A 26,949-nucleotide genomic window follows, 5' to 3' on the forward strand; every position below is an offset into this window, starting at 1 on the left:
TGGAGACAAGGCATCATGGCAAAGCAACCCATGCTGAAATTCGTGAAGATCGAGCGCGACATGCCCGAGAAGCGGGAGGCCAGTGTCCGCAGCCACGACTTCGACGAAATTTATGCTGAGTTCGCAAAGGCCAAGGCCGAGGAGCAGGCGAGCCGCTGCAGCCAATGCGGTGTGCCCTACTGCCAGTCGCACTGCCCTCTGCACAACAACATTCCCGACTGGCTGCGCCTCACCGCGACCGGCCGTCTGGAAGAAGCCTACGAGATCAGCCAGGCCACCAACACCTTCCCCGAGATCTGCGGTCGCATCTGCCCGCAGGACCGTCTGTGCGAAGGCAACTGCGTGATCGAGCAGTCTGGTCACGGTACCGTGACCATCGGCTCTGTCGAAAAATATATCACCGACACCGCGTGGGAGCAGGGCTGGGTGAAGCCCGCCGCGCCGGTTTCGGAACGTGACGAAAGCGTTGGCATCATCGGCGCGGGCCCCGGCGGCCTTGCGGCTGCCGACATGCTGCGCCGTGCGGGTGTGCAGGTCACCGTCTATGACCGCTACGACCGTGGCGGCGGCCTGCTGACCTACGGCATTCCGGGCTTCAAGCTTGAGAAAGACGTGGTGATGCGCCGCATCAAGCAGCTTGAGGACGGCGGCGTGCGCTTCGTCTACAACTGCAACGTCGGCGAGGACATGAGCTTTGACGAGATCCGCGATCAGCATGACGCGGTGATCATCGCCACCGGCGTCTACAAGTCGCGCGACCTGCGCGGTCCGGGCGCGGGTGCCAAGGGCATCGTCAAGGCGATCGACTATCTCACCGCCTCGAACCGCACCGCCAATTTCGGCGACACCGTGCCTGAGTATGAAAGCGGCGAGCTGAACGCCAAGGGCAAAAAGGTCGTGGTCATCGGCGGCGGTGACACCGCAATGGACTGCCTGCGCACCGCGATCCGTCAGGGCGCCGAAAGCGTGAAATGTCTCTATCGCCGTGACCGTGCCAACATGCCCGGCTCGCAGCGCGAGACCGCCAACGCCGAGGAAGAAGGCGTGCAGTTCGAATGGCTGACCGCGCCCAAGGGCTTCAAGGGTGACGCGTCTGTCGAGGCCGTGATGGTCCAGAAGATGCGCCTTGGCCTGCCTGATGCGACGGGCCGCCAGTCGCCCGAGGTGATCGAGGGTGCCGACTACGAAGAGCCCGCCGATCTGGTGATCAAGGCGCTTGGCTTCGAGCCGGAAGAACTGCCGACGCTGTGGGGCGCGCCCGAGCTGGAAGTGACCCGCTGGGGCACCATCAAAGCCGAGTTCACCTCTGGCCGCACCGGTCTTCCGGGCGTCTATGCGGTGGGTGACATCGTGCGTGGCGCAAGCCTCGTGGTCTGGGCGATCCGTGACGGCCGCGATTGCGCCGAACACGTGCTCAAGGACTTCGACAAGCTCGCGGCGATCGCCGCCGAGTAAGCCCTGCACAACCGATGCACATCCCATGCACAATCCATGCGCATGGGGCGTGCAGCCCCCGAAGAGAGCCGCAAAGAAAGGTCAGCCCTGCCGACCTTCGCCGAGAAAAGGATCGGAGCATGACGCAGAAGACCGGACATTGCCTCTGCGGCGCGGTGCGCTTCACCGTGACCGAGTTTGGCAATTTCGGCGTCTGCCATTGCGAGCAGTGCCGCCGCTGGGCCGGTTCCGCGCTGTTCGCGGTGAACGTGCCCGAGGCGGCGATTCAGATCGAGGGGGCCGAGGCGATCCGCAGCTTCCGCAGCTCGAGCTGGGCGTCGCGCCACTTCTGCGGCACCTGCGGTTCGGTGCTCTGGTACCGCTACGACAAGGGGGTCGACGGGGCAGGGGAGTACGAGGTCTGCCTCGGGCTTCTGGATGACGGCAACGGGTTCGAGATGAAGAGCGAAATCTTCTCGGACGAAAAGCCGGACAGCTGGACGCTTTCCGGGGGCCACCCGACATACACCCGCGTCGAGACGCTGAAGAAATTCGGCTCGGACGTCAGCGGCGCCTGAGCCGCAAGAGCTTGTCAGCGGCGCTTGAGCCGCAAGACTGACCCGCGGCGTTTGAGCCGCAACTTCATTCCGGCGCGGTCCCGCGCCATCTCATTCGGCGCCTCGCGCGCCAGCCACGTATCCCGGCCGCATCGCGGCCTTCCATGGAGGTGCTAAGCCATGACCACTTTCGACGCAAACTGGGTTGCCGCAGAGGAAGCCAAGCGCAAGTGGATGGAGGAGAACGGCCTGTTCCGCGAAGAGCATGAACACTCTTCCTGCGGTGTCGGCCTTGTTGTCTCCATCGACGGGAAGCCGTCGCGCAAGGTTGTCGAGGCGGGCATCACCGCGCTGAAGGCGATCTGGCACCGTGGCGCCGTGGACGCAGATGGCAAGACCGGCGACGGCGCGGGCATCCACGTGCAGATCCCCGTCAGCTTCTTCTACGATCAGATCGAGCGCACCGGCCACGCGCCGCGCAAGGGCGAGCTGATGGCCGTGGGGCAGGTGTTCCTGCCGCGTACCGATTTTGGCGCGCAAGAGACCTGCCGGACCATCGTCGAGACCGAAGTGCTGCGCATGGGTCATTACATCTACGGCTGGCGCCACGTGCCGGTGAGCGTCGAATGCCTTGGCGAGAAGGCCAATGCGACGCGCCCCGAAATCGAGCAGATCCTCATCTCCAACGCCAAGGGCGTGGACGAGGAAACCTTTGAGCGTGAGCTTTACGTCATCCGCCGCCGGATCGAGAAGGCCGCGGCTGCCGCAGGCATCAACGGGCTTTATATCGCGTCGCTGTCGTGCCGGTCGATCATCTACAAGGGCATGATGCTGGCCGAGCAGGTCGCCGTGTTCTACCCGGACCTGCAGGACGAGCGGTTCGAGTTTGCCTTCGCGATCTACCACCAGCGCTATTCCACCAACACCTTCCCGCAATGGTGGCTGGCGCAGCCCTTCCGGATGCTCGCCCACAACGGCGAGATCAACACCATCAAGGGCAACACCAACTGGATGAAGTCGCATGAGATCCGCATGGCCTCGGCGACCTTCGGAGAGATGGCCGAGGACATCAAGCCGATCATCGCGCATGGGGCGTCGGACTCCGCCGCGCTGGACGCGGTGTTCGAAGTGCTGGTCCGCGCCGGGCGCAACGCGCCGATGGCCAAGACCATGCTGATCCCCGAGGCGTGGTCGAAGCAGGCGGTGGAACTGCCGCAGGCGTGGCTCGACATGTATTCCTACGTCAACTCGGTGATGGAGCCGTGGGACGGCCCCGCCGCGCTGGCGATGACCGATGGCCGCTGGGTCTGCGGCGGTCTCGACCGCAACGGCCTGCGTCCGATGCGCTATGTCGTCACCGGCGACGGGCTGCTGATCGCGGGCTCCGAAGCGGGCATGGTGCCGGTCGACGAGTCGACCGTGCGCGAAAAGGGCGCGCTTGGCCCGGGCCAGCTGATCGCCGTCGACATGGAAGAGGGCAAGCTCTACCACGACACCGAGATCAAGGACCGTCTGGCCGCCAGCCAGCCCTTCGGCGAATGGGTCGGCAAGATCACCGAACTGGACGAGAGCCTTGGCAAAGTGGCCGAGAAGCCGCTGTTCACCGGTGGCGAGCTGCGCAAGCGTCAGATCGCGGCAGGCTACAGCATCGAGGAACTGGAGCAGTCGCTTTCGGCGATGGCCGAGGACGGCAAGGAAATGCTCGCCTCGATGGGCGACGACACGCCGTCTGCGGTTCTGTCCAAGAAGTACCGGCCGCTGAGCCACTTCTTCCGCCAGAACTTCAGCCAGGTGACCAACCCGCCGATCGACAGCCTGCGCGAATTCCGCGTGATGTCGCTGAAGACCCGCTTCGGCAACCTCAAGAACGTGCTCGATGAGAGCTCGGCGCAGACCGAGATCCTCGTTCTGGACACGCCCTTCGTGGCCAACGCGCAATTCGACGAGCTGACCCAGCACTTCAACGCCGGGCTGGTAGAGATCGACTGTACCTTCCCCGCCGGCGCCGGTGAGGGCGCGCTGCGTGACGGTCTGGCCCGCATTCGGGCCGAGGCCGAGGATGCCGTGCGCTCGGGTGGCGGCCACATCGTGCTGACCGATCATCATCAGGGCGAAGGCAAGGTCGCCATGCCGATGATCCTCGCCACATCGGCGGTGCACAGCTGGCTCACCAAGAAGGGCCTGCGGACGTTCTGCTCGCTGGGTGTGCGCTCGGCGGAATGTATCGACCCGCATTACTTCGCGGTTCTCGTCGGCTGCGGCGCGACCATCGTGAACCCCTATCTGGCCGAGGACAGCATCGCCGACCGTATCGAGCGCGGCCTGCTCGACGGCTCGCTGACCGAGAACGTCGCGCGCTATCGCGAGGCGATCGATCAGGGCCTGCTGAAGATCATGTCGAAGATGGGCATCTCGGTGATCTCGTCCTACCGCGGCGGTCTCAACTTCGAGGCCGTGGGTCTGTCGCGCGCCATGTGCGCCGAGTATTTCCCCGGCATGCTGTCGCGGATCTCGGGCATCGGTGTGCACGGCATCCAGCAGAAGGCGGAAGAGGTGCACGCGCTTGGCTTCAAAGGTGGCCGCGACGTGCTGCCGATCGGCGGTTTCTACAAGGCGCGCAAGTCGGGCGAGACCCACGCATGGGGTGCGCAGTCGATGCACCTGATGCAGGCGGCTTGCAACAAGTCGAGCTACGAGCTGTGGAAGACCTATTCCAAGGCGATGCGGGCCAACCCGCCGATCCACCTGCGCGACCTGCTGGACTTCAAGCCGATGGGCAATGCGATCCCGCTGGAAGAGGTGGAAAGCATCACCTCGATCCGCAAGCGCTTCGTCACCCCCGGCATGTCGCTCGGCGCGCTGTCGCCCGAGGCGCATAAGACGCTGAACGTCGCGATGAACCGCATCGGCGCCAAGTCCGACAGCGGCGAGGGCGGCGAGGATCCGGCACACTTCGTGCCCGAGCCCAACGGCGACAACCCCTCGGCGAAGATCAAGCAGGTGGCCTCGGGCCGGTTCGGCGTCACCGCCGAATACCTGAACCACTGCGAAGAGCTTGAGATCAAGGTCGCGCAGGGCGCCAAGCCCGGCGAGGGTGGCCAGCTGCCCGGCATGAAGGTCACCGAGCTGATCGCCAAGCTGCGCCATTCGACCAAGGGCGTGACGCTGATCTCGCCGCCGCCGCACCACGATATCTACTCGATCGAGGATCTGGCGCAGCTGATCTACGACCTCAAGCAGATCAACCCGCGCTGCAAGGTGACGGTGAAGCTGGTGGCCTCTTCGGGCGTCGGCACGATCGCTGCGGGCGTGGCGAAGGCCAAGGCCGACGTCATCCTGATCTCGGGCCACAACGGCGGCACCGGTGCCTCGCCGGCGACCTCGATCAAATACGCGGGTCTGCCGTGGGAGATGGGCCTCACCGAGGCGCATCAGGTGCTGGCGATGAACAAGCTGCGCGACCGCGTGACGCTGCGCACCGACGGTGGCCTGCGCACCGGGCGTGACATCGTCATGGCCGCGATGCTGGGCGCCGAGGAGTTCGGCATCGGCACCGCCGCGCTGATCGCCATGGGCTGCATCATGGTCCGCCAGTGTCAGTCGAACACCTGCCCGGTGGGCGTCTGTACGCAGGACCCGGAGCTGCGTGACAAGTTCACCGGCAACGCCGAGAAGGTGGTGAACCTGATCACCTTCTACGCCACCGAAGTGCGCGAGATCCTCGCCTCCATCGGTGCGCGCTCGCTGAACGACGTGATCGGCCGTGCCGACCTGCTGAGCCAGGTCAGCCGCGGGGCCGAGCATCTCGACGATCTCGACCTCAACCCGCTGCTGATCCGCGTGGATGGGGCCGACGACATCGTCTACGACCGCTCGAAGGGCCGCAATGTGGTGCCCGACACGCTCGACGCCGAGATCGTCCGCGACGGCAGCCGCTTCCTCGAAGACGGCGAGAAGATGCAGCTGTCCTACGCGGTGCAGAACACCCACCGCACCGTGGGCACGCGCACCTCGAGCCATATCGTCAGCAAGTTCGGCATGCGCAACGCGCTGCAGCCCGACCACCTGCACGTGAAGCTCACCGGCTCTGCCGGCCAGTCGCTGGGCGCCTTCGCGGCCCCGGGTCTGAAGCTGGAAGTGTCGGGCGATGCCAACGACTACGTGGGCAAGGGTCTGTCGGGCGGCACCATCGTGGTGCGTCCGCCGATGATGTCGCCGCTCACCGCGTCCGAGAACACGATCATCGGCAACACCGTGCTCTACGGTGCGACCGACGGCTATCTCTTCGCTGCGGGCAAGGCGGGCGAGCGTTTCGCGGTCCGCAACTCCGGCGCGAAAGTGGTGGTCGAAGGCTGCGGCACCAACGGCTGCGAGTATATGACCGGCGGTCTTGCGGTGATCCTCGGCCCGATCGGCGCCAACTTCGGCGCAGGCATGACCGGCGGCATGGCCTATCTCTACGATCCCGAAGGGCTGGCGCCCGACCTGATGAACATGGAGAGCCTGGTGACCTGCCCGGTGGCCGAAGAGCATTGGGAAGCGGAACTCAAGGGTATGGTCGAGCGCCATGCGCAAGAGACCGGCAGCCGCAAGGCGCTGGACATCCTGCAGAACTGGGTGACCGAGAAGGACAAGTTCCTGCAGGTCTGCCCGCGTGAGATGCTCGACAAGATCGCCCACCCGCTGGGCATCGAGCAGGACATGGCGGTTCCGGCGGAGTGATCCGCCACCGCCATCGCAAAGATCGCAGCGCCCGGGCCATAGGTCCGGGCGTTTGCCTTTGCTGGATGCGCGAGATGCTTTTCCACGCCCGCTGTGACGTGTAAGTCTGGCGCCATGGCGCGCGCAGCAAAAAACACCGCAGGCAAATCGAGAAAGACCGGCAAGTCTGGCAAACCCGCCAAGGCGGGGAAGGCCGCATCGCGGCCAAAGCCCCTCGGCGGGCTGGTGCGGCGCGCGGTACAGGCGGCGCTGCTGCTGGTGGCGCTGACCGTGCTGGCGGTGCTGAGCTACCGTTTCATCAACCCGCCCGGCACGTTCTACATGTGGAGCGAGGGCCGCAGGCTCGGCCAGCCCGCGGCCTATGATTGGGTCGATGCCGAGGATGTGGCGCCGGTGATGATGCGCGCGCTGGTCGCCGCCGAGGATGCGAATTTCTGCACCCATTGGGGTTTCGACATGCGGGCGATCCGCGCCGCCATCGCCGAGGGCGGCAACCGCGGCGCCTCGACGATCAGCCAGCAGGTGGTGAAGAACGCCTTCCTCTGGCAGGGGCGCAGCTGGCCGCGCAAGGCACTGGAGGCCTCGATCACCCCGCTGATGGAGGCGCTCTGGCCGAAGCGCCGGATCCTCGAGGTCTATATGAATGTGGCCGAGTTCGACGAGGGCGTCTTCGGCGTCGAGGCCGCCGCGCGGCACTACTTCGGTGTGGCGCCAGCCGATCTCAGCTCGACGCAGGCGGCCCGGCTGGCGGCGATCCTGCCCGACCCCAAGGACCGCTCGGCGTCGCGCCCGTCGAATTTCGTGCAGCGCCGCGCCGCGCAGATCCGCGACGGCGCCGCCACCATCGCCCGCGACGGCCGCGCGGCCTGTTTCGAATAAGCCGCGCCGGGTTTCGCGGCCCCGGGCTTCTTCTCTTTAAAAATACGCCGGGGGAGCCGCGCAAAGCGCGGCGGGGGCAGCGCCCCCGAAACCGCCTCCCAACCGGGGCCACATCCGGCCATCACCCGCCCGTGTCCTCATGCCCTGTTGAAACGCCGCCGCTTTCACGGCAAACAGGCGAAAGATTTCCCACAGCATTCGGAGCCGCAGTCTTATATGGCCAAGCTTTACCACGTGCCGCTTTCGCCGTTCTGCCGCAAGGTCCGCCTGAGCCTCGCAGAAAAGAAGATCGAATGTGAGCTGGTCGAAGAACGCTACTGGGAGCAGGACGCGGATTTCCTGCGCCGCAACCCGGCGGCCAAGGTCCCGGTGCTGCGCATCGACGGCAAGACCATGTCCGAAAGCGCCGCCATCTGCGAATGGCTCGAAGAGAAATATCCCGAGCCCGCGCTGCTGCCGCGTTCGCCCGATGCGCGCTATGAGGTGCGTCGCCTCGTCGGCTGGTTCGACGACAAGTTCCACAATGAGGTCACTTCGAAGCTGCTCTACGAGCGGGTGAACAAGAAGATCATGAAGACCGGCTTTCCCGACAGCAAGAACGTGAAGGCCGGGGCCAAGGCGATCAAATATCACCTCGACTACATGGCGTGGCTGCTCGATCACCGGCGCTGGCTGGCGGGGGACGTGATGACGCTGGCGGATTTCGCCGCCGCGGCGCATCTGTCGTCGCTCGACTATATCTCGGACGTGGATTGGAACCGCTCGGCGGCGGTGAAGGATTGGTACGCCAAGATCAAGTCGCGCCCGGCCTTCCGCTCGATCCTCGCCGATCAGATCCCCGGCTTCCCGCAGCCCGCGCATTACGCCGATCTCGACTTCTGAGGCCGGATTACCGAGGCTTGTTGGGGTGGGGGCTTGGAGGAGGGGGCGCTGCCCCCTCGGCGCTGGCGCGCCTCACCCCCGGGATATTTTCGCCAAGAGGAAGGGCGGACGCTTGGATGATCTGAAGGCACGGCTGCTGGCGGAGGCGGCGGAGGTGGGCTTTGCCGCCTGCCGCATCTGCCGCCCGTGGGATGTGCCGGGGGCAGCCGGGCGGCTGGCGGAGTTTCTCGAGGCGGGGCGCCACGGGCAGATGGGCTGGATGGCCGAGCGCACCCATTGGCGCGGCGATCCTTCGGCGCTCTGGCCCGAGGCGCGGTCGGTGATCATGCTGGCCGAGAACTACGGGCCGGAGCATGACCCGCGGGCGGTGCTGGAGTGCCCGGAGCAGGCGGCGATCTCGGTCTATGCGCAGAACCGCGATTATCATGACGTGGTGAAGAAGCGGCTGAAGCGGCTCGGGCGCTGGCTCATCGACGCGGCGGGGCGCGAGGGCGAGGCACCGCAGATCAAGGTCTTTGTCGACACCGCGCCGGTCATGGAAAAGCCGCTGGGGCAGGCGGCGGGATTGGGCTGGCAGGGCAAGCACACCAATCTTGTGAGCCGCGAGCTTGGCTCGTGGTTCTTTTTGGGCTCGATCTTCACCACGCTGGAGTTGCCCGCGGACCCTGCCGAGGGCGACCATTGCGGCTCGTGCCGGGCGTGTCTGGATGCCTGCCCGACGCAGGCCTTTCCCGCGCCCTATCAAATCGATGCGCGGCGCTGCATCTCTTACCTGACCATCGAGCATCACGGCCCGGTGGATGAAAACCTGCGCGCGCTCATGGGCAACCGCATCTACGGCTGCGACGATTGCCTTGCGGCCTGTCCGTGGAACAAATTCGCCGAGCGCGCGGCGGAGGTGAAATACCATGCCCGCGAAGACCTGCTGGCGCCGCCGCTGGCGGAGCTTGCGGCGCTGGACGATGCGGGGTTCCGGGCGCGCTTTTCCGGCTCGCCGATCAAGCGGATCGGGCGCGACCGCTTCGTGCGCAATGTGCTTTATGCCATCGGCAATTCCGGGCGGGGGGATCTGCGGGGCGCTGCGCTGGCGCTTTGCGACGATCCGGACGAGACCGTGCGCGACGCGGCGCGATGGGCGGCGATGCGGTTGCAGGGGCTCTGAGGGACCCGGAAGCGCCGGTGCCGAGGGATGGCACCGACGCCCACGAGGGTCTTGGTTCCGGAGGCTCTGACAGGATTGGTACGTGCCTCCTGCCGGGAAAGATGGGCAGCGGGGCGATACGGCGCAAGGAGCCTCACGGGATCGCGACACAGGGTGTTTGAGGAGAGGGTGATTTAAACGTGCCGGAACACGCGCGGGCACAAAAATCGGCCCCCCACGCCATGGGCCTGGAGGGCCGCCGGGCTCTCGAGGTAAGTCCCGGTGCCCGCGCCGAAGCGCGGATTTTTATGGTTCTGTTCAGTCCCGGTCGTCGACCAGCAGCTCGATGCTGTCGCTGCCTGCGTAGACCCCGATCACATCGTCCACGTCATAGCCTTCGGCGTCCAGCTGCGCGGTCAGCTCGTCATTTTCCGACATCAGCTCGCGCAGCGCCCGCAGTTGCGGCCCGGCCTCGGCCAGCGCGTCGTCCAGCGCCACGGCGCTTTCGTTGGCCTGCCCCTTGAGGCCGCTCAGCGGGTGGATGTTGAGGCGCGTGGCTTCGGTCACGGTTTCGGGGTCGGCCATCGCCAGATCGGCGTTGTGCAGCGAGGAGATCACCTGCCCGTAGCTCTGCGGCATATCGGCGTCGAGATCGGCGGTGGTGGTGGTTGCGGTCGGCGCGGTGTCGGTCACGCCCGAGCCGCTGGCGCCGGTGCTTTCGGTCATCTCATTGCTGGCGAGCGGTGCATCGCTCTGCGTTGCGGGGTCTTCGGTGCCGGAAGACTGCGCAAGGGCCGCGCCCGAGAGCGAGGCGGCGGTGAGAACGGCGAGGCCGAATTTCGAAGTGGAACGCAGGGTCATGGCGGTCTCCTAAGCATCCTTTGGTCGGTTGCGATGGCGCGTTTCACGGCGCCGTTCATGCAGATAATGCGCGAGGGCGGCGTTCGGATCCCTGCGGCCGCACTGCAGGCAGCAACCGGCGGGGGATTGCCGGAACCTATGGGGCCGGGGCGGCGGCGGAGCGCCGGTTCCGGCTGCCCTTACGGCAATGGGTGCCGTCAAGGCTCGACGCAGGGGCGGGCAGGAGGGCAGGCGGTCAGGCGCTTGTTCAGGGGGGCTTTGCATTGGCGGCAATGGGCCCCATCTTAGAGGCAAGACCACGAGCGGAGACATTCCATGGCGACCTATGAACGCAATCCCGACGTGATCGCGACGCTCGATCCCGAGCAGTATCGCATCACGCAGGAAAACGGCACCGAACGGCCGGGCACCGGCAAATATCTCGACAACAAGGAGCCGGGCATCTACGTCGATGTCGTCTCTGGCGAGCCGCTCTTTGCCTCGTCCGACAAATACGAAAGCGGCTGCGGCTGGCCAAGCTTCACCAAACCGATCGAGCCCGCGCATGTGGCCGAACTGCGTGACACCACCCACGGGATGATCCGCACCGAGGTGCGTTCGACCCATGGCGACTCGCACCTTGGGCATGTGTTCCCCGACGGACCGGTGGACCGCGGCGGGCTGCGCTATTGCATCAATTCGGCCTCGCTGCGCTTTGTGCATCGCGATGACATGGAGGCCGAGGGCTACGGCGCTTACCTGGATCAGGTGGAGGATGTGGCATGAGCTTGCAGCGCGCAGTTCTCGCAGGTGGGTGTTTCTGGGGCATGCAGGATCTGATCCGCAAGCTGCCGGGGGTGGCCGAAACCCGTGTTGGCTATACCGGGGGTGACGTGCCCAACGCCACTTACCGCAATCACGGCACCCATGCCGAAGGGATCGAGATCTGGTTCGATCCCGAGAAGACCACTTATCGCCGCCTGCTGGAGTTCTTCTTTCAGATCCACGACCCGACCACGCTAAACCGTCAGGGCAATGATCTGGGGATGAGCTATCGCTCGGCGATCTATTACGTCGATGAGGCGCAGAAGGCAGAGGCGCTGGAGACCATCGCTGACGTCGAGGCCTCTGGCATCTGGCCGGGCAAGGTGGTGACCGAGGTCGAGCCGGTGGGCGATTTCTGGGAGGCCGAGCCGGAGCATCAGGATTATCTTGTGCGCTATCCGGGCGGCTACACCTGCCACTTCCCGCGCCCCGATTGGGTGCTGCCGCGACGTGACGCCGCGGAATGAGCGTGCTGGTCGCGCTCTGCGGGGCCCGCGCCGCGGAACCTTTCGGGGAACCGCAGTGCGGGCGTTCGCGTTTGCCGGGTGACCATTTACCGAGGCTAACGACGAAGGACGGCGCAACATGAGCAGCAGCAGCGCGGTGCAGGATGCGCCCGTCGAGCAATCCTCGCGACCAGTGGGCGAGATCGTCGACCGGCTGCGGGACGCGGCCTCGGGTGATAAGGTTTCGCTGCGCGATCTGGTCGAAAGCTTCGGCGAAAGCTCGTTCCTGCCGGCGCTGATGGTGCCGGCGCTGCTGGTGGTTTCGCCGCTGTCGGGGATTCCGCTGTTCTCGACGTTCTGTGGGCTGCTGATCGCCTTCATCGCGGGGCAGATGCTGATCTCGCGGCGGTATCTGTGGCTGCCCGATTTCCTGATGAGCCGCAGTTTCGACGGCGCCAAGGCGCGCAAGGCGATGGACAAGCTGCGCAAGCTGAGCGACTGGCTCGACAAACATGCGAAACGGCGGCTGCGGGTGATGACCTCGGGGCCGATGCGCAAGGTGCTGCAGCTGATCTGCGTGCTCTGCGGGCTGGCGATGCCGTTTCTGGAATTGGTGCCCTTCTCGTCGTCGATCCTTGGCCTGACGGTGCTGTGCTTTGCCACGGCGATGCTGGTGCGGGATGGGCTCTTTGCGACGGTGGGCTGCGTCACGCTGGCGGCGGCGGTGCTGGTGCCGCTGATGGTCGCGGGCGTGATCTAAGGCGCGCGGAGGTTCTGTCGGGCGGCCCTGTCAGGCGGCCCCTTCAGGGGGCCGCGCCAAAGACGCTGATGATCAGCAGCGCGACCAGCGCGAGGGCGCAGAACAGGACCAGCGATTTCCATCCTCGGCTGCGCGGCTCGGGGTCTCGGGGCAGGGGCGTCGGGCGATCCCAAGCGCCCGCGTCGCCCGGTCCGGCGCGCACATCATGCGGGTGGGCGACGTCATGTTGATGCGTGCTGTCTTGCGTCTCTTGGCTCATCTCGGCCTCTCCTGACGGTGGCGCATGTGTGCCATGCTCTTGCGGGACCAACGTCGCTGCGGCGCAGCGGTTCCGAGGCGGCACGCTCAGGCCTCGGCGCGCGCCCAACCTTGCTCGCCGAAGTGATAGAGCCGCCGCTCGGCCTCGTCGAAATGGCCATGGCGGGCGACCATGCGGCAGATCTCGGCGCTGTGGCTCTGTAGATCGAGGATGGCGAAATCATTCTCCTGCCCGCGCCGCCGGGTCGACAGCCCCGTGCCCACATGCACCTGAAGCACCTGCGCGCCATGTTTGCGCGACAGGAACGGCTCTGTCCGCCAGCGATGCAGGTGGCCCGACAGCACCAGATGCGCGCCGCATTCCGACAGCCGTTCAATCGCCTGATCGGCATCGCGCATCAGCGATTTGTCGACATCCGCGTCTTGCTCGAACGGGTGGTGGGCCAGCACCACGTTGAGCCCCTTGCTTTCCGAGAAGATGCGGCAGGCATTGCGCATCTGCAGCCAGCGGATCTTGCCGCGCTGCCAGCGGAAGCGGTCGACGGTGTTGAAGCCCACGACGGTCAGCCCCGGCAGCTGTTTCACCGGCATCATGTCTTCGGTGATGAACCGGCGGTAGCGGCGGTAGGGGCGAACGAAGCGCAGCCAGAGATTGTCGAGCGAGACGTCGTGGTTTCCGGGCACCGCCATCCAGGGCGCGCTCAGCTTGCGCAGAAACGCACGGGCCTCGCGGTACTGGCTGCGACGGGCGCGTTGGGTGAAATCGCCGGTGACTGCAACGAGGTCTGGCTTGGCGCGGTTGACCGCGCGCAGCAACGGATCAAGAAGCTCGGGCGCGTCGCGGCCAAAATGCAGGTCAGAGATGTGGATCAGTCGGGTCATGCCGCAGTTTGCTCGGTCGGGGTATTCTCACTGGGTGTATTCTCGGACGGGACCATGACGCGCAGCGGAGCCTCGCGGCGGCAAAAGCGGATCGGGGTCTCCATCAGTTCCTTTTCGCCATCGCGGGCGACCAGCGCGCGCGGGCGGTCGGTGTGCAGCGTGATGTCGCGCCCGGTGACAAAGCCGAACTCCTCGCCCTTCTGCGCCTTGCCCATGGCGAGGCGCACCGAGGCGCGGATCAGGTCCCAGCGGCTGCTGCCTTTGGAGGTGAAGAGCACGAAATCCCCGTCGCGGATCGCATCGCCGCCGTCGAGGTTGAACTGGTCAAGCTGATAGGCGCTGTTGGCCACGAAGGCGAGCGGCGTACGGATGCGGCTTTTGCGGCCATCCACGGTGACCTCCATGCGCAGCGGGTGGCGGAAGCCGGCGAGCGCGAGGATCACCGACCAATAGGCGGCGACGCGCGACCGGCCCCATCGCTGGTAGACACCCTCGCGCGTGCGCAGGATCAGCGGATAGATCCCAAGGCTGGCGTTGTTGAGGAACACCTCGCCGTTGACCTCGCCGAGGCTGATCTCGCGCAGGCGGCCCGTGGCCAGCACCGCGACGGCGCCTTCGGGCTCCTCTGGGATGTCGAGGCCCCGGGCGAAATAGTTGAACGTGCCCTGCGGGATCACCCCCATGGTCACACCGGCCTCATGGGCGGCGGTGGCGACCGCGCCGATGGTGCCGTCGCCGCCCGCGGCCACAAGGATGCCGCAGCCGCTGTTCGCGGCCTTGCGCGCGGTGTCGAGGATGGATTTCTCGGGGGTCAGACCGATCAGTTCAGCCTCCAGCCCGTAGCGCTCGAAAAGCGCGTTGAGCGTCTTCCGGCGGCTTTGCTTGTCGGGGTGGTCCCCGGAATGTTCGTTCAGAATCACACAGATCTTGCGTTGTTCCGGCACCGGCGCAGCCTCCATCGGGGTTCATCCGGTCAACGCGGCGGCCTTGGGCGCGGTTCCCGCGGCGCTGCGATCCCCGGTCAGCACGGCGCGACCCCCATGGCGATCAGCTCGGCCCCGGTGAGTGTGAGCGGGACCGGGCCCGCAAAGCGTGCGCGCGACAGGAACCAGCCGCGCAGCGGGGGCGGGTAGGTCTCTGCCATGCGGATGGACCAATGGTCGAAGCGATCGGCGCTCATCGTTCCGGCAAGATAGTGCGGGCCGTGAAAGCCGAACTGCGTTTGCGGCGAGACGCAGACGTTGCCCGCGCCAAGCAGAAGGGTGCAGGCCGAGTTGCAAAAGCGCCCGCGCAGTTCGACCCGCGCGCCTTGTGCGCGCAGCCGCTGCACCTGTCGCAGCCGCGGACGCAGCGGCCCACCGGCATCGTCGCGCACCACCACGCGGGTGTCCGGCGCGGCGCTGGCGATAGGGGCGGGCAGCACGGGATCGCGCCGTAGCACGAGGGCCGGGCCAAAATCCGGCGTCTGGTCCGCCGCCTGCAGACCGGTGCAGGGCGCGCTGAGGCAGAGCAGAGACGCCAGAAGGCAGCGTAGCAGGGATGGGCGTGACATGGGCAAGGGCAGCCTCGGCTTCGGCAGACTGCCGCAGCGATAGCCGTCAGGGCCTAAGGTTCGGTTTATCTGCCACGGCTGCCCATTTCTTACGCGCCATGCGCTTGCCGTGGATTGACGTTGCGGCGGCTTCTGCGCAGGTTGCCCAAATGACGCAGAGCACCTCCTCCAGCCCTTCCACACAGAAAAAGCGCGCTTCTTCCGAAGAGGATCGACTGCATCTGCGCTTTGTCGGTCTGCGCGGCTGGCTGCACGCGCTCTGGCGCACTTGGCAGCGCATGGACGAGCGCAACCTCGGCCTGATCGCCGCCGGTGTGGCCTTTTACGCTTTTCTGTCGATCTTTCCGGCGATGGCGGCAGTGATCGCGATCTGGGGCTATTGGGCCGATCCGATCGCGATTTCCGAGCAGATGGACCTGCTTACGGAAATGATCCCCGAGGTCGCCTATCAGCTGATCGACACGCAGATCACCCAGCTCATCTCGACCAACCGCTCGACGCTGCAATGGGCCTCGATCCTGTCGATCATACTGGCGATCTGGTCGGCGCGGGCCTCGGTTGCGGCGCTGATCCGCGGGCTGAACACGGTGACCGAGGCACCGCATCGGATGAACCCCGTGCGCCGGGTCGTCGTGGCTTACGGGATGACCGCGCTGCTGGTTCTGGTGGCGCTGCTGGCCTTCGCGGCGGTGGTGGTGATCCCCGTGGCGCTGGCCTTTGTCGGGCTGCCCACCTCGATCGAGATCGCGGTGGAAGGGGCGAAATGGATCGTGCTTTTGTGCGTGGTCTATCTCGCCGTGGCGCTGGTCTACCGCTTTGGCCCCAACAAGCGTCATTCGCGCATGCCCTGGCTGACACCGGGGGCGGCGATTGCGGTGATCGCATGGGCCTTCGGATCCTTCGCGCTGGCCAGCTATCTGCGCAATTTCGACCGGCTCAACGAGGTCTATGGCTCGCTTGGTGCGGTGGTCGCCCTGCTGCTGTGGTTCTACATCAGTGCGCTGGTGACCTTGCTGGGCGCGCAGCTCAACACCGAGCTTTTGCGGGTGCTCACGGCGCGCAAGGCAGCAGAAAAAGCAGCCGCCGAGAAGGGCGCAGAGGCTGCCCCCGAGACGCCGGACGCAGTTTCCGAAAAAAACTGAACTCTTTGCGGAACCTTTCTTTTCCCGGGGTGTTAGGGATGCAAGGACGCACGATCAGTCCTGTCCCTGTTCCCGGGCTGCCACCTGTCCCGACTTCCCTCATGTGGCCCGGGCCCTACCAAGGCTCCACCTTCCCCGGGTGGAGCCTTTTCTCTTGTCTCGGGGCCAAATTCTCAGGGCTGCCGGGCGCTGGCCAAGGCGGCGCCGCCAAGCGCGGCCTCCATATCGGCGATCGTCGCGATGATCGCGTCCTGACGCACGGTGGTGAACCCGTCCGACGCGCGGGACAGATCGTTGATGGTCACAAGCACGCTGGTCAGCACCAGCGAGAACACCATGGTGCGCCACGTCAGGCGGCGCCCCTGCAGCGCGGTGCGGTTGCCGAGGATGAAGACACCCGCCCCGGCCGAAAAGGCCAGAAGCCCCCAGATACCGACCGAGATCGACTTTGAGGCGGCGGCCACGCGGCGGCTGTGCGCGTCCAGCACTTCGGTCACGCCGCCCGCGACGAAGGTCTGCACGGGGCCGGGCACGTCCGGGGTCAGCGCAGCGGTGACCGCGGGCCAGAGTTTGGCCTGTGCCTCGGCGGAGCGGGCAAGCACCGCGTCGATCTGCGCGCGGGTGGCGCGGTGGCCCGCCGGGATGACCCGCGTGCGGGTGTACTCCAGCAGCGCCTCTTGCAGGGGGCGGCCCGCGCCCTCGGGCAGAAGATCGGCGCGCAGGAAGGCGGTGCCGAGTGCCGCGCCTTCCTCGACCACGGCGGCTGTACTGGCCTCGCGCCAGTTCAATGTGGCGCTGAAGGTGAAGCCAAGCAGAAGGCCGAGCAGCGCCAGCAGCGCACCAAGAGAGGCCTCGCCAGCGAGCGGAGCGCTGACATCGCCCGGTCCGTGGCGGCGCATCTCGAAACTGCCGAAACGAAAACCCGCGTAGGCGCAGGCGGGCAGGGCCAGCAAAAGAATGACGATGACCAGCCAGAACGGAATGGGATGTGCTGCAATGCTCACCGGATACACCCGACATAAATGGGGCCACGCAGGATATACGGTGGCCTCCGGCCGGGGGCGCGTCTCCTCCGCCGGACAATGATCTCTCATCCGGCGCTTTTCTCAAAGCATTCTTTGCACCTAGCCCTCCTGTCCCGCCCGCGCAGATGGCGCAGGCGGTCTCAACAGGGGGCGCTCAGTCGGGTGTGCGCCGCGCGCTCTGGGTCCGGCGGCCTTCGCCGAGGATGTTGAAGAGGTTGAGCACGATCACCGTGGTCGGGATGGCGACGATGCCGCCCAAGGGGCCCCAGAGCCAAAGCCAGAACACCAGCGACACGAAGATCATGAAGGGGTTGATCTGGATGTGCTTGCCGACGAGGCCGGGGGTGACGAACTGCGCTTCGCACATGTTGAGCGCGAGATAGATCGCCATGGGCGCAAAGCTCGTCAGCCCGTCAAAGGCCACCAGCCCGTTGAGCAGCAGCCCCGCCGCCATCGCCGCCGGCCCGACATAGAGCACGAAATTCAGCAGTGCCGCGGCGATGCCCCAGATCGGCGCGCCGGACATGCCAATGGCCATCAGCCCGCCGGTGACCGCGAAACCGAGGCCGATGTTGATCGCGGTGATCGTCGCGAAATAGCGCGAGACCGCGTTCTCGGCGGAACAGAAGCGATCCAGCATCACCGCCGTGGTGGTGGTGTCGCCGATGCGGCGCGACATCCAGTTGTAGATGTTCCAGCGCGTCAGCAGGAAAAAGAACAGCCCGCCGAAGAACACCAGCGCTTGCGCAACGATGACCGGCGCGAGGTAGAGCGCATCGCTGACCGTGGGCATGCCGCCCGCTTCGTCGCTCTTTTGCGTGGCCGCGCCAAGCGCCTGCTCCACCTCGTCGATCCCTCGGATGAGGTCGCGATATTCGAAGAGGAACTTGCGGATCTCGTATTTCACCGTGGGGATGCGGTCGATCGCCGAGGTCACATAGGGCTCGACCAGAAAGCCAAGCGCGGCCACCCCGAAAAAAATCAGCACAATGAGCGCGATGGCCACGAGGCCGCGCGGCAGGCCGAACTTGGCAAGCCGGTCCACCACCGGCGCGAAAATCACGCCGACGGTGATGGCCAGCAGAAGCGGTGCAAAGATGTCTTCGGCGAGTTTGAGGCCGACGAGCAGGGCGAGACCGGCGAGGATCGCTGCGCTGACTCGGAGAACGGGATCGTGGCTGGGCGCGCGATTCATGTAATGCAGGGTCTCGAATATGGGGTCATGCCCCTCAACCGCGAGGCGGTGATTTGGTTCCTCGCCCCGCGCGGTATCCTTTCATCTTTCACAAAATACTTCGGGGTCCGGGGCAGCGCCCCGGTCCACCGTCTGTGGCTCACTCCGCCGCGCGGGCCAGCGTGTAGCGGTTGGCGGGCTCCGAGATGCCGAGATTGCCGCGCAGAGTGCTGGCTTCATACTCGTCCCGGAACAGCCCACGGCGGCGCAGTTCGGGCACCACCAGCCGGGTGAAATCCTCCAGCGAGGAGGGCAGCGTGGGGAACATCAGGATGAAACCGTCGGCGGCGCGGGTCTCGAACCATTCCTGCATGAAATCGGCGATCTGCGTCGGCGTGCCGGTCAGCCCGTTGCCGGTGTGGCGGCGGGCATAATGCGTGATCAGCTCGCGCATCGTGTGGCCTTGGGTGACGAACTCCTTCAACTCGTCGAAAAGCGCCTTCGAGCCCTTGGCCTTTTCCGGCATCCGCTCCATCGGGAAGGGCTTGTCGAGATCGACGCCGCGCAGGTCCGCCTCGAGGAACTCCTGCAGCATCAGCAGCCCGACGTCAGGGTGCATCAGGTCCACCAGTTGCTGCTCTTTGGCTTTGGCCTCTTCCTCGGTCTCGCCGACGTTGATGACGATGCCGGGCATGATCTTCAGGTCGTCCTCATGCCGTCCGTATTTGGCCATCCGGCCCTTCACATTGGCATAGAAGGCGCGGTTCTTGTCGATGTTGGAGGCCAGCGAGAACACCATCTCGGCGGTGCGGGCGGCCAGTTCCATGCCGGGCTCCGACCCGCCCGCCTGCGCGATCACCGGGCGACCCTGCGGGGTGCGCGCAATGTTGAGCGGGCCGCGGACCTGGAAGTGCTTGCCGTGGTGGTTGAGCTCATGGAGCTTGTGCTGGTCGTGGTAGATGCCGCTGTCGCGGTCGAGCAGCAGCGCATCGGGCTCGTAGCTGTCCCACAGGCCGAAGACCACATCGACGAATTCCTCGCAGCGCTCGTAGCGCTCGGAATGCGGCGGCAGCCCCTCGCGGTTGTAGTTGTAGCCGGTCTCGTCATGGTCCGAAGTCACTACGTTCCAGCACATCCGCCCGCCCGACATATGGTCCGCCGAGGCGTAGAGCCGCGCGATGTTGTAGGGTTCATAGTAAGAGGTCGAGGCGGTGGCGACGAAGCCCAGCTTGTCGGTGTGCTGCGACAGCGCGGTGATCGCGGTGATCGGCTCGAAGCGGTTCATCTTGGTGGGCTGGCGGGCGAGGGCGGCGGGATCGCCGATGGCCGCGGCAGGGCTGTCGGCGAAGAACATGAAGTCCAGTTTTGCCGCCTCAGAGATCTGCGCGACCTTCTTCAGGTGCGACAGGTCGTTGGCGCCATGCACGTCGCTGCCCGGGTGCAGCCAAGCTGCCGGGTGGAAGCCGAAGGTATAGACGAACGTACCGAGTTTGAGCTGGTCGGGGCGCGACATGGGAAGTCCTCTGGCAAGCGAAAGATGCAGCGAGAATGTCGCTTGGCGGGGTTTTGGACAAGCGGGGCGGGGCTGCGCATTGGTTTAGTTTTTCTAAAGTGAAGAGGGTTGAGCGAGGCGCCTGTCCGCCCGTCTCGCGCGGTGCTTGCTTGTTGAGCACCTTGGTGCATGCGCCCTGCTTTTCCCAACGGCTCGATTGACAGGTGATTTATTGTATAGACATAAAGGCGCAACGACCGGGAGAATCGAGATGACAAAGCAACAGGTGCTGCGCGGCGGGACTCTGGTGACGCTGGAAGGGGAGAAGGGCTATGGGCTGCTCGAAGGCGGCGCTGTGGCCATCGACGGCGAGACCATCGCTTGGGTCGGGCCTATGGCCGACCTGCCCGAGGTCTATGCGGCTTGGCAGGTGACCGACCTCGAAGGGCGCCTCGTGACGCCCGCGCTCACCGACTGCCACACCCACCTCGTCTACGGCGGCTCGCGCGCCCGCGAGTTCGAGATGCGGCTTGAAGGCGCCAGCTACGAGGAGATCGCCCGCGCCGGAGGCGGCATCGCCTCGACCGTGCGCCACACCCGCGCGGCGGACGAGGGCGCGCTGATCGCGCAATCCCTGCCGCGGCTCGACGCGCTGCTGGCCGAAGGTGTGACCACGGTGGAGATCAAATCGGGCTACGGCCTCGACCGCGACACCGAGCTGCGCCTGCTGCGCGTCGCGCGCAAGCTGGCCGAGCTGCGTCCGGTGCATGTGGTGACCACCTTCCTTGGTGCCCACGCGCTGCCGCCCGAGTGGCAAGGGACCAAGGCCGAGTATATCGCGCAGATCTGCCTGCCCACCCTGCGCGCCGCTCATGCCGAGGGTCTGGTGGATGCGGTCGACGGTTTTTGCGAGGGCATTGCCTTTTCCGCCGCCGAGATGGAGCCGGTCTTTGCCGAGGCGCAGAAGCTCGGTCTGCCGGTCAAGCTGCACGCCGAGCAGCTGTCACATCAGGGCGGTATCCAGCTTGCGGCCAAATACGGCGCGCTTTCGGCCGATCATGTGGAATACGCCACCGAGGCCGACGCCGCGGCGATGGCAGAGGCGGGGATGGTCGCCGTGCTGCTGCCCGGCGCTTTCTACGCCATCCACGAGACGCAGGCGCCGCCCGTAGCGGCTTTCCGCAAGCAAAACGTGCCCATGGCGCTGTCGACCGACGCCAACCCCGGCACCTCGCCGCTGACCTCGCTGCTGCTGACCATGAACATGGGCTGCACGTTGTTCCGTATGACGCCGGAAGAGGCGCTGCGCGGGGTGACGGTGAACGCGGCCAAGGCGCTTGGCCTGACCGACCGGGGCCGCATTGCCGCCGGTCAGCGCGCCGATCTTTGTATCTGGAACACCGACAGCCCGGCAGAGCTGTCCTATCGCATCGGGTTCAACCCGCTTCACGCCCGAATCTTTGCCCGAAATCCTGGAGGCCACGCATGATCCTCACCCCCGGCGCCGCCACGCTGGCGCAGCTTGAACAGCTCTGGCGGACCGACGCGCCCGCCCGTCTCGATGACGCGGCGCGCCCGGCCATCGCCGCTTCGGCCAAGGTCGTCGCCGATGCCGCCGCCGGGTCGGAGGCGATCTATGGCGTCAACACCGGCTTCGGCAAGCTCGCCTCGATCAAGATCGCGCCCGAGGATACGGCAACGCTGCAGCGCAACCTGATCCTGTCGCATTGCTGTGGCGTCGGTGAGCCGCTGCCCCGCGCCACCACGCGCCTGATGATGGCGCTCAAGCTGCTGAGCCTCGGGCGCGGCGCGTCGGGCGTGCAGGTGCAGACGGTCGATCTGCTGGAGGCAATGCTCGAAAAGGGCGTGACCCCGGTGGTGCCCTGTCAGGGCTCGGTCGGCGCGTCGGGCGATCTGGCGCCGCTGGCGCATATGACCGCCGTGCTGCTTGGGGCAGGGCAGGCGGAGTTCGAGGGTGAGGTGCATCACGGCGCCGAAGCGCTGGTGAAGGCCGGGCTGGAGCCAGTGGTGCTGGGGCCGAAAGAGGGCCTCGCGCTGATCAACGGCACGCAGTTTTCCACCGCGCTGGCGCTGGTCGGGCTGTTCGAGGGCTGGCGCAATGCGCAGACCTCGATCGTCACCGCCAGCCTCACCACCGACGCGATCATGGGCTCTACCGCGCCCACCCGCGCCGAGATCCACACGCTGCGCGGCCACCGCGGGCAGATCGAGGTTGCCGCGGGCATCCGCGAGCTGATGGAGGGCTCGGAGATCCGCGAGAGCCACCGCGAGGGGGATACCCGCGTGCAGGATCCCTATTGCATCCGCTGTCAGCCGCAGGTGGCGGGCGCGGCGATTGACCTGCTGCGCTACGCCGCGACGACGCTGGAAATCGAGGCCAACGCGGTCACCGACAACCCGCTGGTGCTGGGGCCGGGCAACATCGTCTCGGGCGGCAATTTCCACGCCGAGCCGGTGGCCTTTGCCGCCGACCAGATCGCGCTGGCGCTGTCGGAGATCGGGGCCATCGCGCAGCGCCGCGTGGCGCTGATGGTGGACCCGGCGATGAACCACGATCTGCCGCCCTTCCTGACGCCCGCGCCGGGGCTGAACTCGGGCTATATGATCGCCGAGGTGACAACCGCCGCGCTGATGTCCGAGAACAAGCACCTCGCCAATCCCTGCTCGACCGACAGCACGCCGACCTCGGCCAACCAAGAAGACCATGTGTCGATGGCCGCCCATGGCGCGCGCCGCCTTGGTCTGATGAACCGCAACCTGTCGGTGATCCTTGGGGTCGAGGCGCTTTGCGCTGCGCAGGGCGTGGATTTCCGCGCGCCGCTGAAGACCTCGCACCGGCTGGCGCGGGTGGTCGCGAAGATTCGCACGCGCGTCGCGCCGCTGGAGAATGACCGCTACCTCGCGCCCGACCTCGAAGAAGGGGCCGCACTGGTGCGCTCGGGCGCGTTGCTGGCGGCTGCGGAGCTGGAGGAAGCGCTGTGAGAAACGAGCCCGTCACCGTCACGCGGGGCGACAGTCCCATCGTTCTGGGGCTGCCGCACACCGGCACCTATCTGCCCGACGAGATCTTTCGCAAGCTCACCCCGCGCGGGCAGGAACTGAGCGACACTGACTGGCACATCCACACGCTTTACGAAGGACTGCTGCCCGGTGCGACCATGGTGCGGGCCACCTTCCACCGCTATGTGATCGACGCCAACCGCCCGCCGGATGGCGCCAGCCTCTATCCCGGCCAGAACACCACGGGCCTTGTGCCGCTGACCGATTTCGACGGCACGCCGATCTGGCTCGAAGAGCCGGACGAGGCCGAGATTGCCGCCCGCCGCGACGCTTTTCACGCGCCCTATCATGCGGCGCTGATGGCCGAGATGGAGCGGGTGCGGGCGAAGCATGGCGTGGCGATCCTCTACGATTGCCACTCGATCCGCTCGCACATCCCGTTCCTGTTCGACGGCAAACTGCCCGATTTCAACATCGGCACCGCCGGGGGCACCACCTGCGCTCCCGCCATCGAGGCGGCGGTGGCCGAGGTCTGTGCCGCTGCCGAGGGCTACACCTCCACGCTCAATGGCCGCTTCAAGGGCGGCTGGACGACGCGCAACTACGGCCGCCCCGAAGAGGGGTTCCACGCCATCCAGATGGAACTGGCGCAGGACACCCATCTCGAGAGCGAGGTGGCCCCCTATGCCTATGACGAGACCAAGGCGGCGCGGCTGCGCGCCCCGCTTTCCGACCTGCTGCACCGGATCGAGGCGCTGGCGCCTTCGCTTGCCAAGTAATCCGGCCGATTAGAGGACACTGACATGACCAACCCCCGTCACAACCAGCGCGACGTCTATCCCGCCACCGGCACCGAGATCACCGCGAAAAGCTGGCTGACCGAAGCGCCGATGCGCATGCTGATGAACAACCTGCACCCCGATGTGGCCGAGAACCCGCACGAGCTGGTGGTCTATGGCGGCATTGGCCGCGCCGCCCGCACTTGGGACGACTTCGACCAGATCGTCGCGTCGCTGCAGAAGCTCGAAGAGGACGAGACGCTGCTGGTGCAATCGGGCAAGCCCGTGGGCGTGTTCCGCACCCATCCCGACGCGCCGCGCGTGCTGATCGCCAACTCCAACCTCGTGCCGCATTGGGCCAACTGGGATCACTTCAACGAGCTCGATAAGAAGGGTCTGGCGATGTACGGCCAGATGACCGCGGGCTCGTGGATCTACATCGGCGCGCAGGGCATCGTGCAGGGCACCTATGAGACCTTCGTCGAAGCGGGCCGCCAGCACTATGACGGCAACCTCAAGGGCAAGTGGATCCTGACCGGCGGCCTTGGCGGCATGGGCGGCGCGCAGCCGCTGGCGGCGGTGATGGCCGGGGCCTGCTGCCTTGCGGTGGAATGCGACGAGACCCGCGCCGACTTCCGCATCCGCACCCGCTATTGCGACGAGAAGACCCACTCGCTGGACGAGGCGCTCGCGATGATCGATCGCTGGACCAAGGCGGGCGAGGCCAAGTCGGTCGCACTGATCGCCAACGCCGCCGATGTCTTCCCCGAACTGGTGCGCCGCATGCAGGCGGGCGAGCCGATGCCCAATGGCCGCCCGGACATCGTGACCGACCAGACCTCGGCGCATGACCCGGTGCACGGCTACCTGCCCAAGGGCTGGAGCGTTGCCGAATGGCGCCAGAAGCAGGAGAGCGACCCCAAGGGCGTCGCCAAGGCCGCCAAAGCCTCGATGCGCGACCATGTCGCCGCGATGGTGGATTTCTGGAACGCCGGTGTGCCGACGCTGGATTACGGCAACAACATCCGCCAGATGGCGCTGGAAGAGGGGCTGGAGAACGCCTTTGCCTTCCCCGGTTTCGTTCCTGCCTATATTCGCCCGCTGTTCTGTCGCGGCGTCGGCCCGTTTCGCTGGGCGGCGCTCTCGGGCGATCCCGAGGACATCTACAAGACCGACCAGAAGGTGAAAGAGCTGATCGACGATCCGCATCTGCACAACTGGCTCGACATGGCGCGCGAGCGCATCGCGTTCCAGGGCCTGCCGGCACGCATCTGCTGGGTCGGCCTCGGGCTGCGCCACAAGCTGGGCCTCGCGTTCAACGAGATGGTCCGCAACGGCGAGCTGAAAGCGCCGATCGTCATTGGCCGCGACCACCTCGACAGCGGCTCGGTGGCTTCGCCGAACCGCGAGACCGAGGCGATGAAGGACGGCTCGGACGCGGTGTCCGACTGGCCGCTGCTCAACGCGTTGCTCAACACCGCCTCGGGCGCGACATGGGTGTCGCTGCACCACGGCGGCGGCGTCGGCATGGGCTTCTCGCAGCACTCCGGCATGGTGATCTGCTGCGACGGCACCGAGGCGGCGGACAAGCGTCTGGCGCGGGTGCTCTGGAATGACCCTGCGACAGGCGTTATGCGACATGCGGATGCGGGCTATGACATCGCTCTCGACTGCGCCCGCGAGCATCAACTCAACCTGCCGGGGATCCTGGGGTGACACAGCACGAGACCGCCTTCGCCGAACTAGACGCAGCCTTTCCGGGCCGGATCGAACGCAGCGAGGCGGTCCGCGCGCAGCATGGCGCAGGGGACAGCTGGCATCCGGCGGCCTTGCCCGACGCGGTGTTCATGGCGCAGAGCACGGAAGAGGTGGCGCAGGCGGTCAAGATCTGCGCCGCCCATGGCTGCCCCATCGTGCCCTTCGGCGCGGGCAGTTGCATCGAGGGGCAGGTGAACGCTACGCAAGGCGGGCTCTGCATCGACCTGTCGTCGATGGACAAGGTGCTGCGCGTCAGCCCCGAGGACATGGATTGCAGCGTGCAGGCGGGCCTCACCCGGCAGCGTCTGAACGAAGACCTTCGGGCGACGGGGCTCTTTCTGCCCATCGACATCGGTGCCCATGCCACGCTTGGCGGCATGGCCTCGACCCGCGCGTCGGGAACGATGACCGTGCGCCATGGCACTATGGCGGATCTGGTGATGGGGCTGACCGTGGTGCTGCCCGACGGGCAGATCGTCCGCACCGGCGGGCGGGCGCGGAAATCCTCTTCGGGCTATGACCTGACGCATCTCTTCATCGGCTCAGAGGGCACGCTGGGGATCATTACCGAGCTGACCCTGCGCCTGACCGGCATCCCCGAGGCGTCGAAAGCCGGGCTCTACAGTTTCGCCTCGATCGAGGCGGCGACGCAGACCGTGGTCGAGGCGCTGCAGTTCGGCCTGTGCCTGAACCGGATCGAGTTGATGGACACGCTGCAGGTCAAGGCGATCAACGCCTACAACAAGGTCTCGCTGCCCGAGCAGCCGACGCTGCTGGTCGATCTTGCCGGATCGCAAGGCCAAGTGGAGGCCGATCGCGACACCTTTGATGCGCTGGCCGGTGAGAATGGCGCCGAGGTGCATCCGGTGGACACGCCCGAGCAATACGCCAAGGCCTGGGCGCTGCGGCATTCGGCGCTTTACGCCGCGCGTGGACTGCGGCCCGGCTGCAGTTCGCTGTCGACGGATGTCTGCGTGCCGGTTTCCGAACTGCCGCGCATCCTGACAGAGATCGAGGCGGTGCTGGAGGCCGAGGGGATTGTCGCGCCGATGCATGGCCATGTAGGTGACGGCAATTTCCACCTCGTGATGCTGTTCGATCCCGAGAGCGCGGAAGAGAAGGCGCGGGTGCAGAAGGTGCACGGCCAATTGGTCGCGCGCGCCATCGAACTGGGTGGCACCGCCACCGGCGAACATGGCGTCGGGCTGGGCAAGAAGAGCTATATGGAGGCCGAACACGGTGCGGCGCTGGCGTTGATGAAAACGCTCAAGCGCGCGGTGGATCCGGCCAATCTGATGAACCCGGGCAAGATCTTCGATCTTTGAGGGCCGGTAACCAAAGGGCAGGTGCCTGATTTTTGGGCGCTTGCTCTTGCCTGTC

Annotated in this window: 23 protein-coding genes; 15 read left to right on the forward strand and 8 right to left on the reverse strand. The window is 66.2% G+C overall.

Annotated elements, in window-relative coordinates; genetic code table 11:
- The first annotated feature begins 15 nt into the window (after window positions 1–15).
- From ACXAD2_RS13775 to queG, 6 genes are all read left to right on the forward strand, one after another.
- Entirely contained in the window at window positions 16–1,455 is a 1,440-nt protein-coding gene (locus ACXAD2_RS13775; RefSeq protein ID WP_475171071.1) for an NAD(P)-dependent oxidoreductase, read from the forward strand.
- A 119-nt stretch (window positions 1,456–1,574) separates the two neighbouring features.
- Window positions 1,575–2,012 carry a GFA family protein gene (locus ACXAD2_RS13780; protein ID WP_475171078.1) on the forward strand — a complete coding sequence of 146 codons (438 nt, stop codon included), beginning with the start codon at window positions 1,575–1,577 and terminating at the stop codon, window positions 2,010–2,012.
- A gap of 159 nt (window positions 2,013–2,171) precedes the next feature.
- On the forward strand, window positions 2,172–6,713 hold the full coding sequence (gene gltB, locus ACXAD2_RS13785; RefSeq protein ID WP_475171082.1) for a glutamate synthase large subunit: 4,542 nt from the start codon (window positions 2,172–2,174) through the stop codon (window positions 6,711–6,713).
- Between the two features lie 114 nt (window positions 6,714–6,827).
- Window positions 6,828–7,592 (forward strand): monofunctional biosynthetic peptidoglycan transglycosylase, encoded by a 765-nt coding sequence (mtgA, locus tag ACXAD2_RS13790; RefSeq protein WP_475171087.1) that lies wholly within the window; start codon window positions 6,828–6,830, stop codon window positions 7,590–7,592.
- Window positions 7,593–7,808: 216 nt separating this feature from the next.
- On the forward strand, window positions 7,809–8,474 hold the full coding sequence (fzlA, locus tag ACXAD2_RS13795; RefSeq protein ID WP_066102277.1) for an FtsZ-binding protein FzlA: 666 nt from the start codon (window positions 7,809–7,811) through the stop codon (window positions 8,472–8,474).
- 112 nt (window positions 8,475–8,586) lie between these two features.
- A complete protein-coding gene (gene queG, locus ACXAD2_RS13800) occupies window positions 8,587–9,636 on the forward strand; it encodes a tRNA epoxyqueuosine(34) reductase QueG (RefSeq protein ID WP_475171093.1) in 1,050 nt (349 codons plus the stop codon).
- Between the two features lie 297 nt (window positions 9,637–9,933).
- Here the strand turns inward: queG and ACXAD2_RS13805 are convergent, their stop codons facing one another.
- Entirely contained in the window at window positions 9,934–10,476 is a 543-nt protein-coding gene (locus tag ACXAD2_RS13805) for a hypothetical protein (RefSeq protein ID WP_475171096.1), read from the reverse strand.
- 315 nt (window positions 10,477–10,791) lie between these two features.
- Between ACXAD2_RS13805 and msrB the strand changes: the two genes are divergently transcribed.
- From msrB to ACXAD2_RS13820, 3 genes are all read left to right on the forward strand, one after another.
- Window positions 10,792–11,241, forward strand: a complete 450-nt coding sequence (gene msrB, locus ACXAD2_RS13810) for a peptide-methionine (R)-S-oxide reductase MsrB (RefSeq protein ID WP_164181133.1) — start codon at window positions 10,792–10,794, stop codon at window positions 11,239–11,241.
- The gene (gene msrA / locus ACXAD2_RS13815) at window positions 11,238–11,747 is read left to right on the forward strand and encodes a peptide-methionine (S)-S-oxide reductase MsrA (RefSeq protein WP_475171104.1); all 510 of its coding nucleotides are present in this window, start codon (window positions 11,238–11,240) and stop codon (window positions 11,745–11,747) included. The genes msrB and msrA overlap by 4 nt, the downstream gene beginning before the upstream one ends.
- Window positions 11,748–11,865: 118 nt before the next feature.
- Window positions 11,866–12,486, forward strand: a complete 621-nt coding sequence (locus ACXAD2_RS13820) for an exopolysaccharide biosynthesis protein (protein ID WP_224898663.1) — start codon at window positions 11,866–11,868, stop codon at window positions 12,484–12,486.
- A 43-nt stretch (window positions 12,487–12,529) separates the two neighbouring features.
- Here the strand turns inward: ACXAD2_RS13820 and ACXAD2_RS13825 are convergent, their stop codons facing one another.
- The 4 genes from ACXAD2_RS13825 to ACXAD2_RS13840 all read right to left on the reverse strand — a co-directional run bounded on the left by ACXAD2_RS13825 (window position 12,530) and on the right by ACXAD2_RS13840 (window position 15,178).
- Window positions 12,530–12,745 carry a hypothetical protein gene (locus ACXAD2_RS13825; protein ID WP_475171108.1) on the reverse strand — a complete coding sequence of 72 codons (216 nt, stop codon included), beginning with the start codon at window positions 12,743–12,745 and terminating at the stop codon, window positions 12,530–12,532.
- 86 nt (window positions 12,746–12,831) lie between these two features.
- Window positions 12,832–13,626, reverse strand: coding sequence for a metallophosphoesterase family protein (locus ACXAD2_RS13830; RefSeq protein ID WP_475171113.1), 795 nt, complete (start codon window positions 13,624–13,626; stop codon window positions 12,832–12,834).
- The gene (locus ACXAD2_RS13835) at window positions 13,623–14,546 is read right to left on the reverse strand and encodes a diacylglycerol/lipid kinase family protein (RefSeq protein ID WP_475171118.1); all 924 of its coding nucleotides are present in this window, start codon (window positions 14,544–14,546) and stop codon (window positions 13,623–13,625) included. The genes ACXAD2_RS13830 and ACXAD2_RS13835 overlap by 4 nt, the downstream gene beginning before the upstream one ends.
- A gap of 101 nt (window positions 14,547–14,647) precedes the next feature.
- Window positions 14,648–15,178: a hypothetical protein gene (locus ACXAD2_RS13840; RefSeq protein ID WP_475171123.1), complete on the reverse strand. Its 531-nt coding sequence runs from the start codon at window positions 15,176–15,178 to the stop codon at window positions 14,648–14,650.
- A gap of 149 nt (window positions 15,179–15,327) precedes the next feature.
- Between ACXAD2_RS13840 and ACXAD2_RS13845 the strand changes: the two genes are divergently transcribed.
- Window positions 15,328–16,320 (forward strand): YihY/virulence factor BrkB family protein, encoded by a 993-nt coding sequence (locus tag ACXAD2_RS13845; RefSeq protein ID WP_475171129.1) that lies wholly within the window; start codon window positions 15,328–15,330, stop codon window positions 16,318–16,320.
- 173 nt (window positions 16,321–16,493) lie between these two features.
- Here the strand turns inward: ACXAD2_RS13845 and ACXAD2_RS13850 are convergent, their stop codons facing one another.
- The 3 genes from ACXAD2_RS13850 to ACXAD2_RS13860 form a co-directional block, all read right to left on the reverse strand.
- Window positions 16,494–17,324 (reverse strand): bestrophin-like domain, encoded by an 831-nt coding sequence (locus tag ACXAD2_RS13850; RefSeq protein WP_475171131.1) that lies wholly within the window; start codon window positions 17,322–17,324, stop codon window positions 16,494–16,496.
- Between the two features lie 175 nt (window positions 17,325–17,499).
- A complete protein-coding gene (locus ACXAD2_RS13855) occupies window positions 17,500–18,540 on the reverse strand; it encodes an AI-2E family transporter (RefSeq protein WP_475171137.1) in 1,041 nt (346 codons plus the stop codon).
- Between the two features lie 139 nt (window positions 18,541–18,679).
- Complete coding sequence (locus ACXAD2_RS13860; RefSeq protein WP_475171139.1) at window positions 18,680–20,032, reverse strand: LLM class flavin-dependent oxidoreductase; 1,353 nt, start codon at window positions 20,030–20,032, stop codon at window positions 18,680–18,682.
- 250 nt (window positions 20,033–20,282) lie between these two features.
- Here ACXAD2_RS13860 and hutI point away from each other — a divergent pair, with 250 nt between their 5' ends.
- The 5 genes from hutI to ACXAD2_RS13885 are packed head-to-tail and all read left to right on the forward strand — an operon-like array spanning window position 20,283 to window position 26,894.
- A complete protein-coding gene (hutI, locus tag ACXAD2_RS13865; protein WP_475171142.1) occupies window positions 20,283–21,500 on the forward strand; it encodes an imidazolonepropionase in 1,218 nt (405 codons plus the stop codon).
- The gene (gene hutH, locus ACXAD2_RS13870) at window positions 21,497–23,014 is read left to right on the forward strand and encodes a histidine ammonia-lyase (RefSeq protein WP_475171148.1); all 1,518 of its coding nucleotides are present in this window, start codon (window positions 21,497–21,499) and stop codon (window positions 23,012–23,014) included. Before hutI ends, hutH begins: the two co-directional genes overlap by 4 nt.
- Window positions 23,011–23,811 (forward strand): N-formylglutamate deformylase, encoded by an 801-nt coding sequence (gene hutG, locus ACXAD2_RS13875; RefSeq protein ID WP_475171152.1) that lies wholly within the window; start codon window positions 23,011–23,013, stop codon window positions 23,809–23,811. Before hutH ends, hutG begins: the two co-directional genes overlap by 4 nt.
- Window positions 23,812–23,835: 24 nt before the next feature.
- Window positions 23,836–25,527 (forward strand): urocanate hydratase, encoded by a 1,692-nt coding sequence (gene hutU, locus ACXAD2_RS13880; RefSeq protein ID WP_475171155.1) that lies wholly within the window; start codon window positions 23,836–23,838, stop codon window positions 25,525–25,527.
- Window positions 25,524–26,894, forward strand: a complete 1,371-nt coding sequence (locus ACXAD2_RS13885) for an FAD-binding oxidoreductase (RefSeq protein WP_475171160.1) — start codon at window positions 25,524–25,526, stop codon at window positions 26,892–26,894. The genes hutU and ACXAD2_RS13885 overlap by 4 nt, the downstream gene beginning before the upstream one ends.
- Window positions 26,895–26,949: the final 55 nt, after the last annotated feature.

The organism is Salipiger sp. ABN3_019, from assembly GCF_056158605.1.

Coding starts and splice junctions, on each gene's coding strand:
- ACXAD2_RS13775 (WP_475171071.1), top strand. CDS start 16: ATGGCAAAGCAACCCATGCTGAAATTCGTGAAGATCGAGCGCGACATG.
- ACXAD2_RS13780 (WP_475171078.1), top strand. CDS start 1,575: ATGACGCAGAAGACCGGACATTGCCTCTGCGGCGCGGTGCGCTTCACC.
- gltB (WP_475171082.1), top strand. CDS start 2,172: ATGACCACTTTCGACGCAAACTGGGTTGCCGCAGAGGAAGCCAAGCGC.
- mtgA (WP_475171087.1), top strand. CDS start 6,828: ATGGCGCGCGCAGCAAAAAACACCGCAGGCAAATCGAGAAAGACCGGC.
- fzlA (WP_066102277.1), top strand. CDS start 7,809: ATGGCCAAGCTTTACCACGTGCCGCTTTCGCCGTTCTGCCGCAAGGTC.
- ACXAD2_RS13805 (WP_475171096.1), bottom strand. CDS start 10,476: ATGACCCTGCGTTCCACTTCGAAATTCGGCCTCGCCGTTCTCACCGCC.
- msrB (WP_164181133.1), top strand. CDS start 10,792: ATGGCGACCTATGAACGCAATCCCGACGTGATCGCGACGCTCGATCCC.
- msrA (WP_475171104.1), top strand. CDS start 11,238: ATGAGCTTGCAGCGCGCAGTTCTCGCAGGTGGGTGTTTCTGGGGCATG.
- ACXAD2_RS13820 (WP_224898663.1), top strand. CDS start 11,866: ATGAGCAGCAGCAGCGCGGTGCAGGATGCGCCCGTCGAGCAATCCTCG.
- ACXAD2_RS13825 (WP_475171108.1), bottom strand. CDS start 12,745: ATGAGCCAAGAGACGCAAGACAGCACGCATCAACATGACGTCGCCCAC.
- ACXAD2_RS13830 (WP_475171113.1), bottom strand. CDS start 13,626: ATGACCCGACTGATCCACATCTCTGACCTGCATTTTGGCCGCGACGCG.
- ACXAD2_RS13840 (WP_475171123.1), bottom strand. CDS start 15,178: ATGTCACGCCCATCCCTGCTACGCTGCCTTCTGGCGTCTCTGCTCTGC.
- ACXAD2_RS13845 (WP_475171129.1), top strand. CDS start 15,328: ATGACGCAGAGCACCTCCTCCAGCCCTTCCACACAGAAAAAGCGCGCT.
- ACXAD2_RS13855 (WP_475171137.1), bottom strand. CDS start 18,540: ATGAATCGCGCGCCCAGCCACGATCCCGTTCTCCGAGTCAGCGCAGCG.
- ACXAD2_RS13860 (WP_475171139.1), bottom strand. CDS start 20,032: ATGTCGCGCCCCGACCAGCTCAAACTCGGTACGTTCGTCTATACCTTC.
- hutI (WP_475171142.1), top strand. CDS start 20,283: ATGACAAAGCAACAGGTGCTGCGCGGCGGGACTCTGGTGACGCTGGAA.
- hutH (WP_475171148.1), top strand. CDS start 21,497: ATGATCCTCACCCCCGGCGCCGCCACGCTGGCGCAGCTTGAACAGCTC.
- hutU (WP_475171155.1), top strand. CDS start 23,836: ATGACCAACCCCCGTCACAACCAGCGCGACGTCTATCCCGCCACCGGC.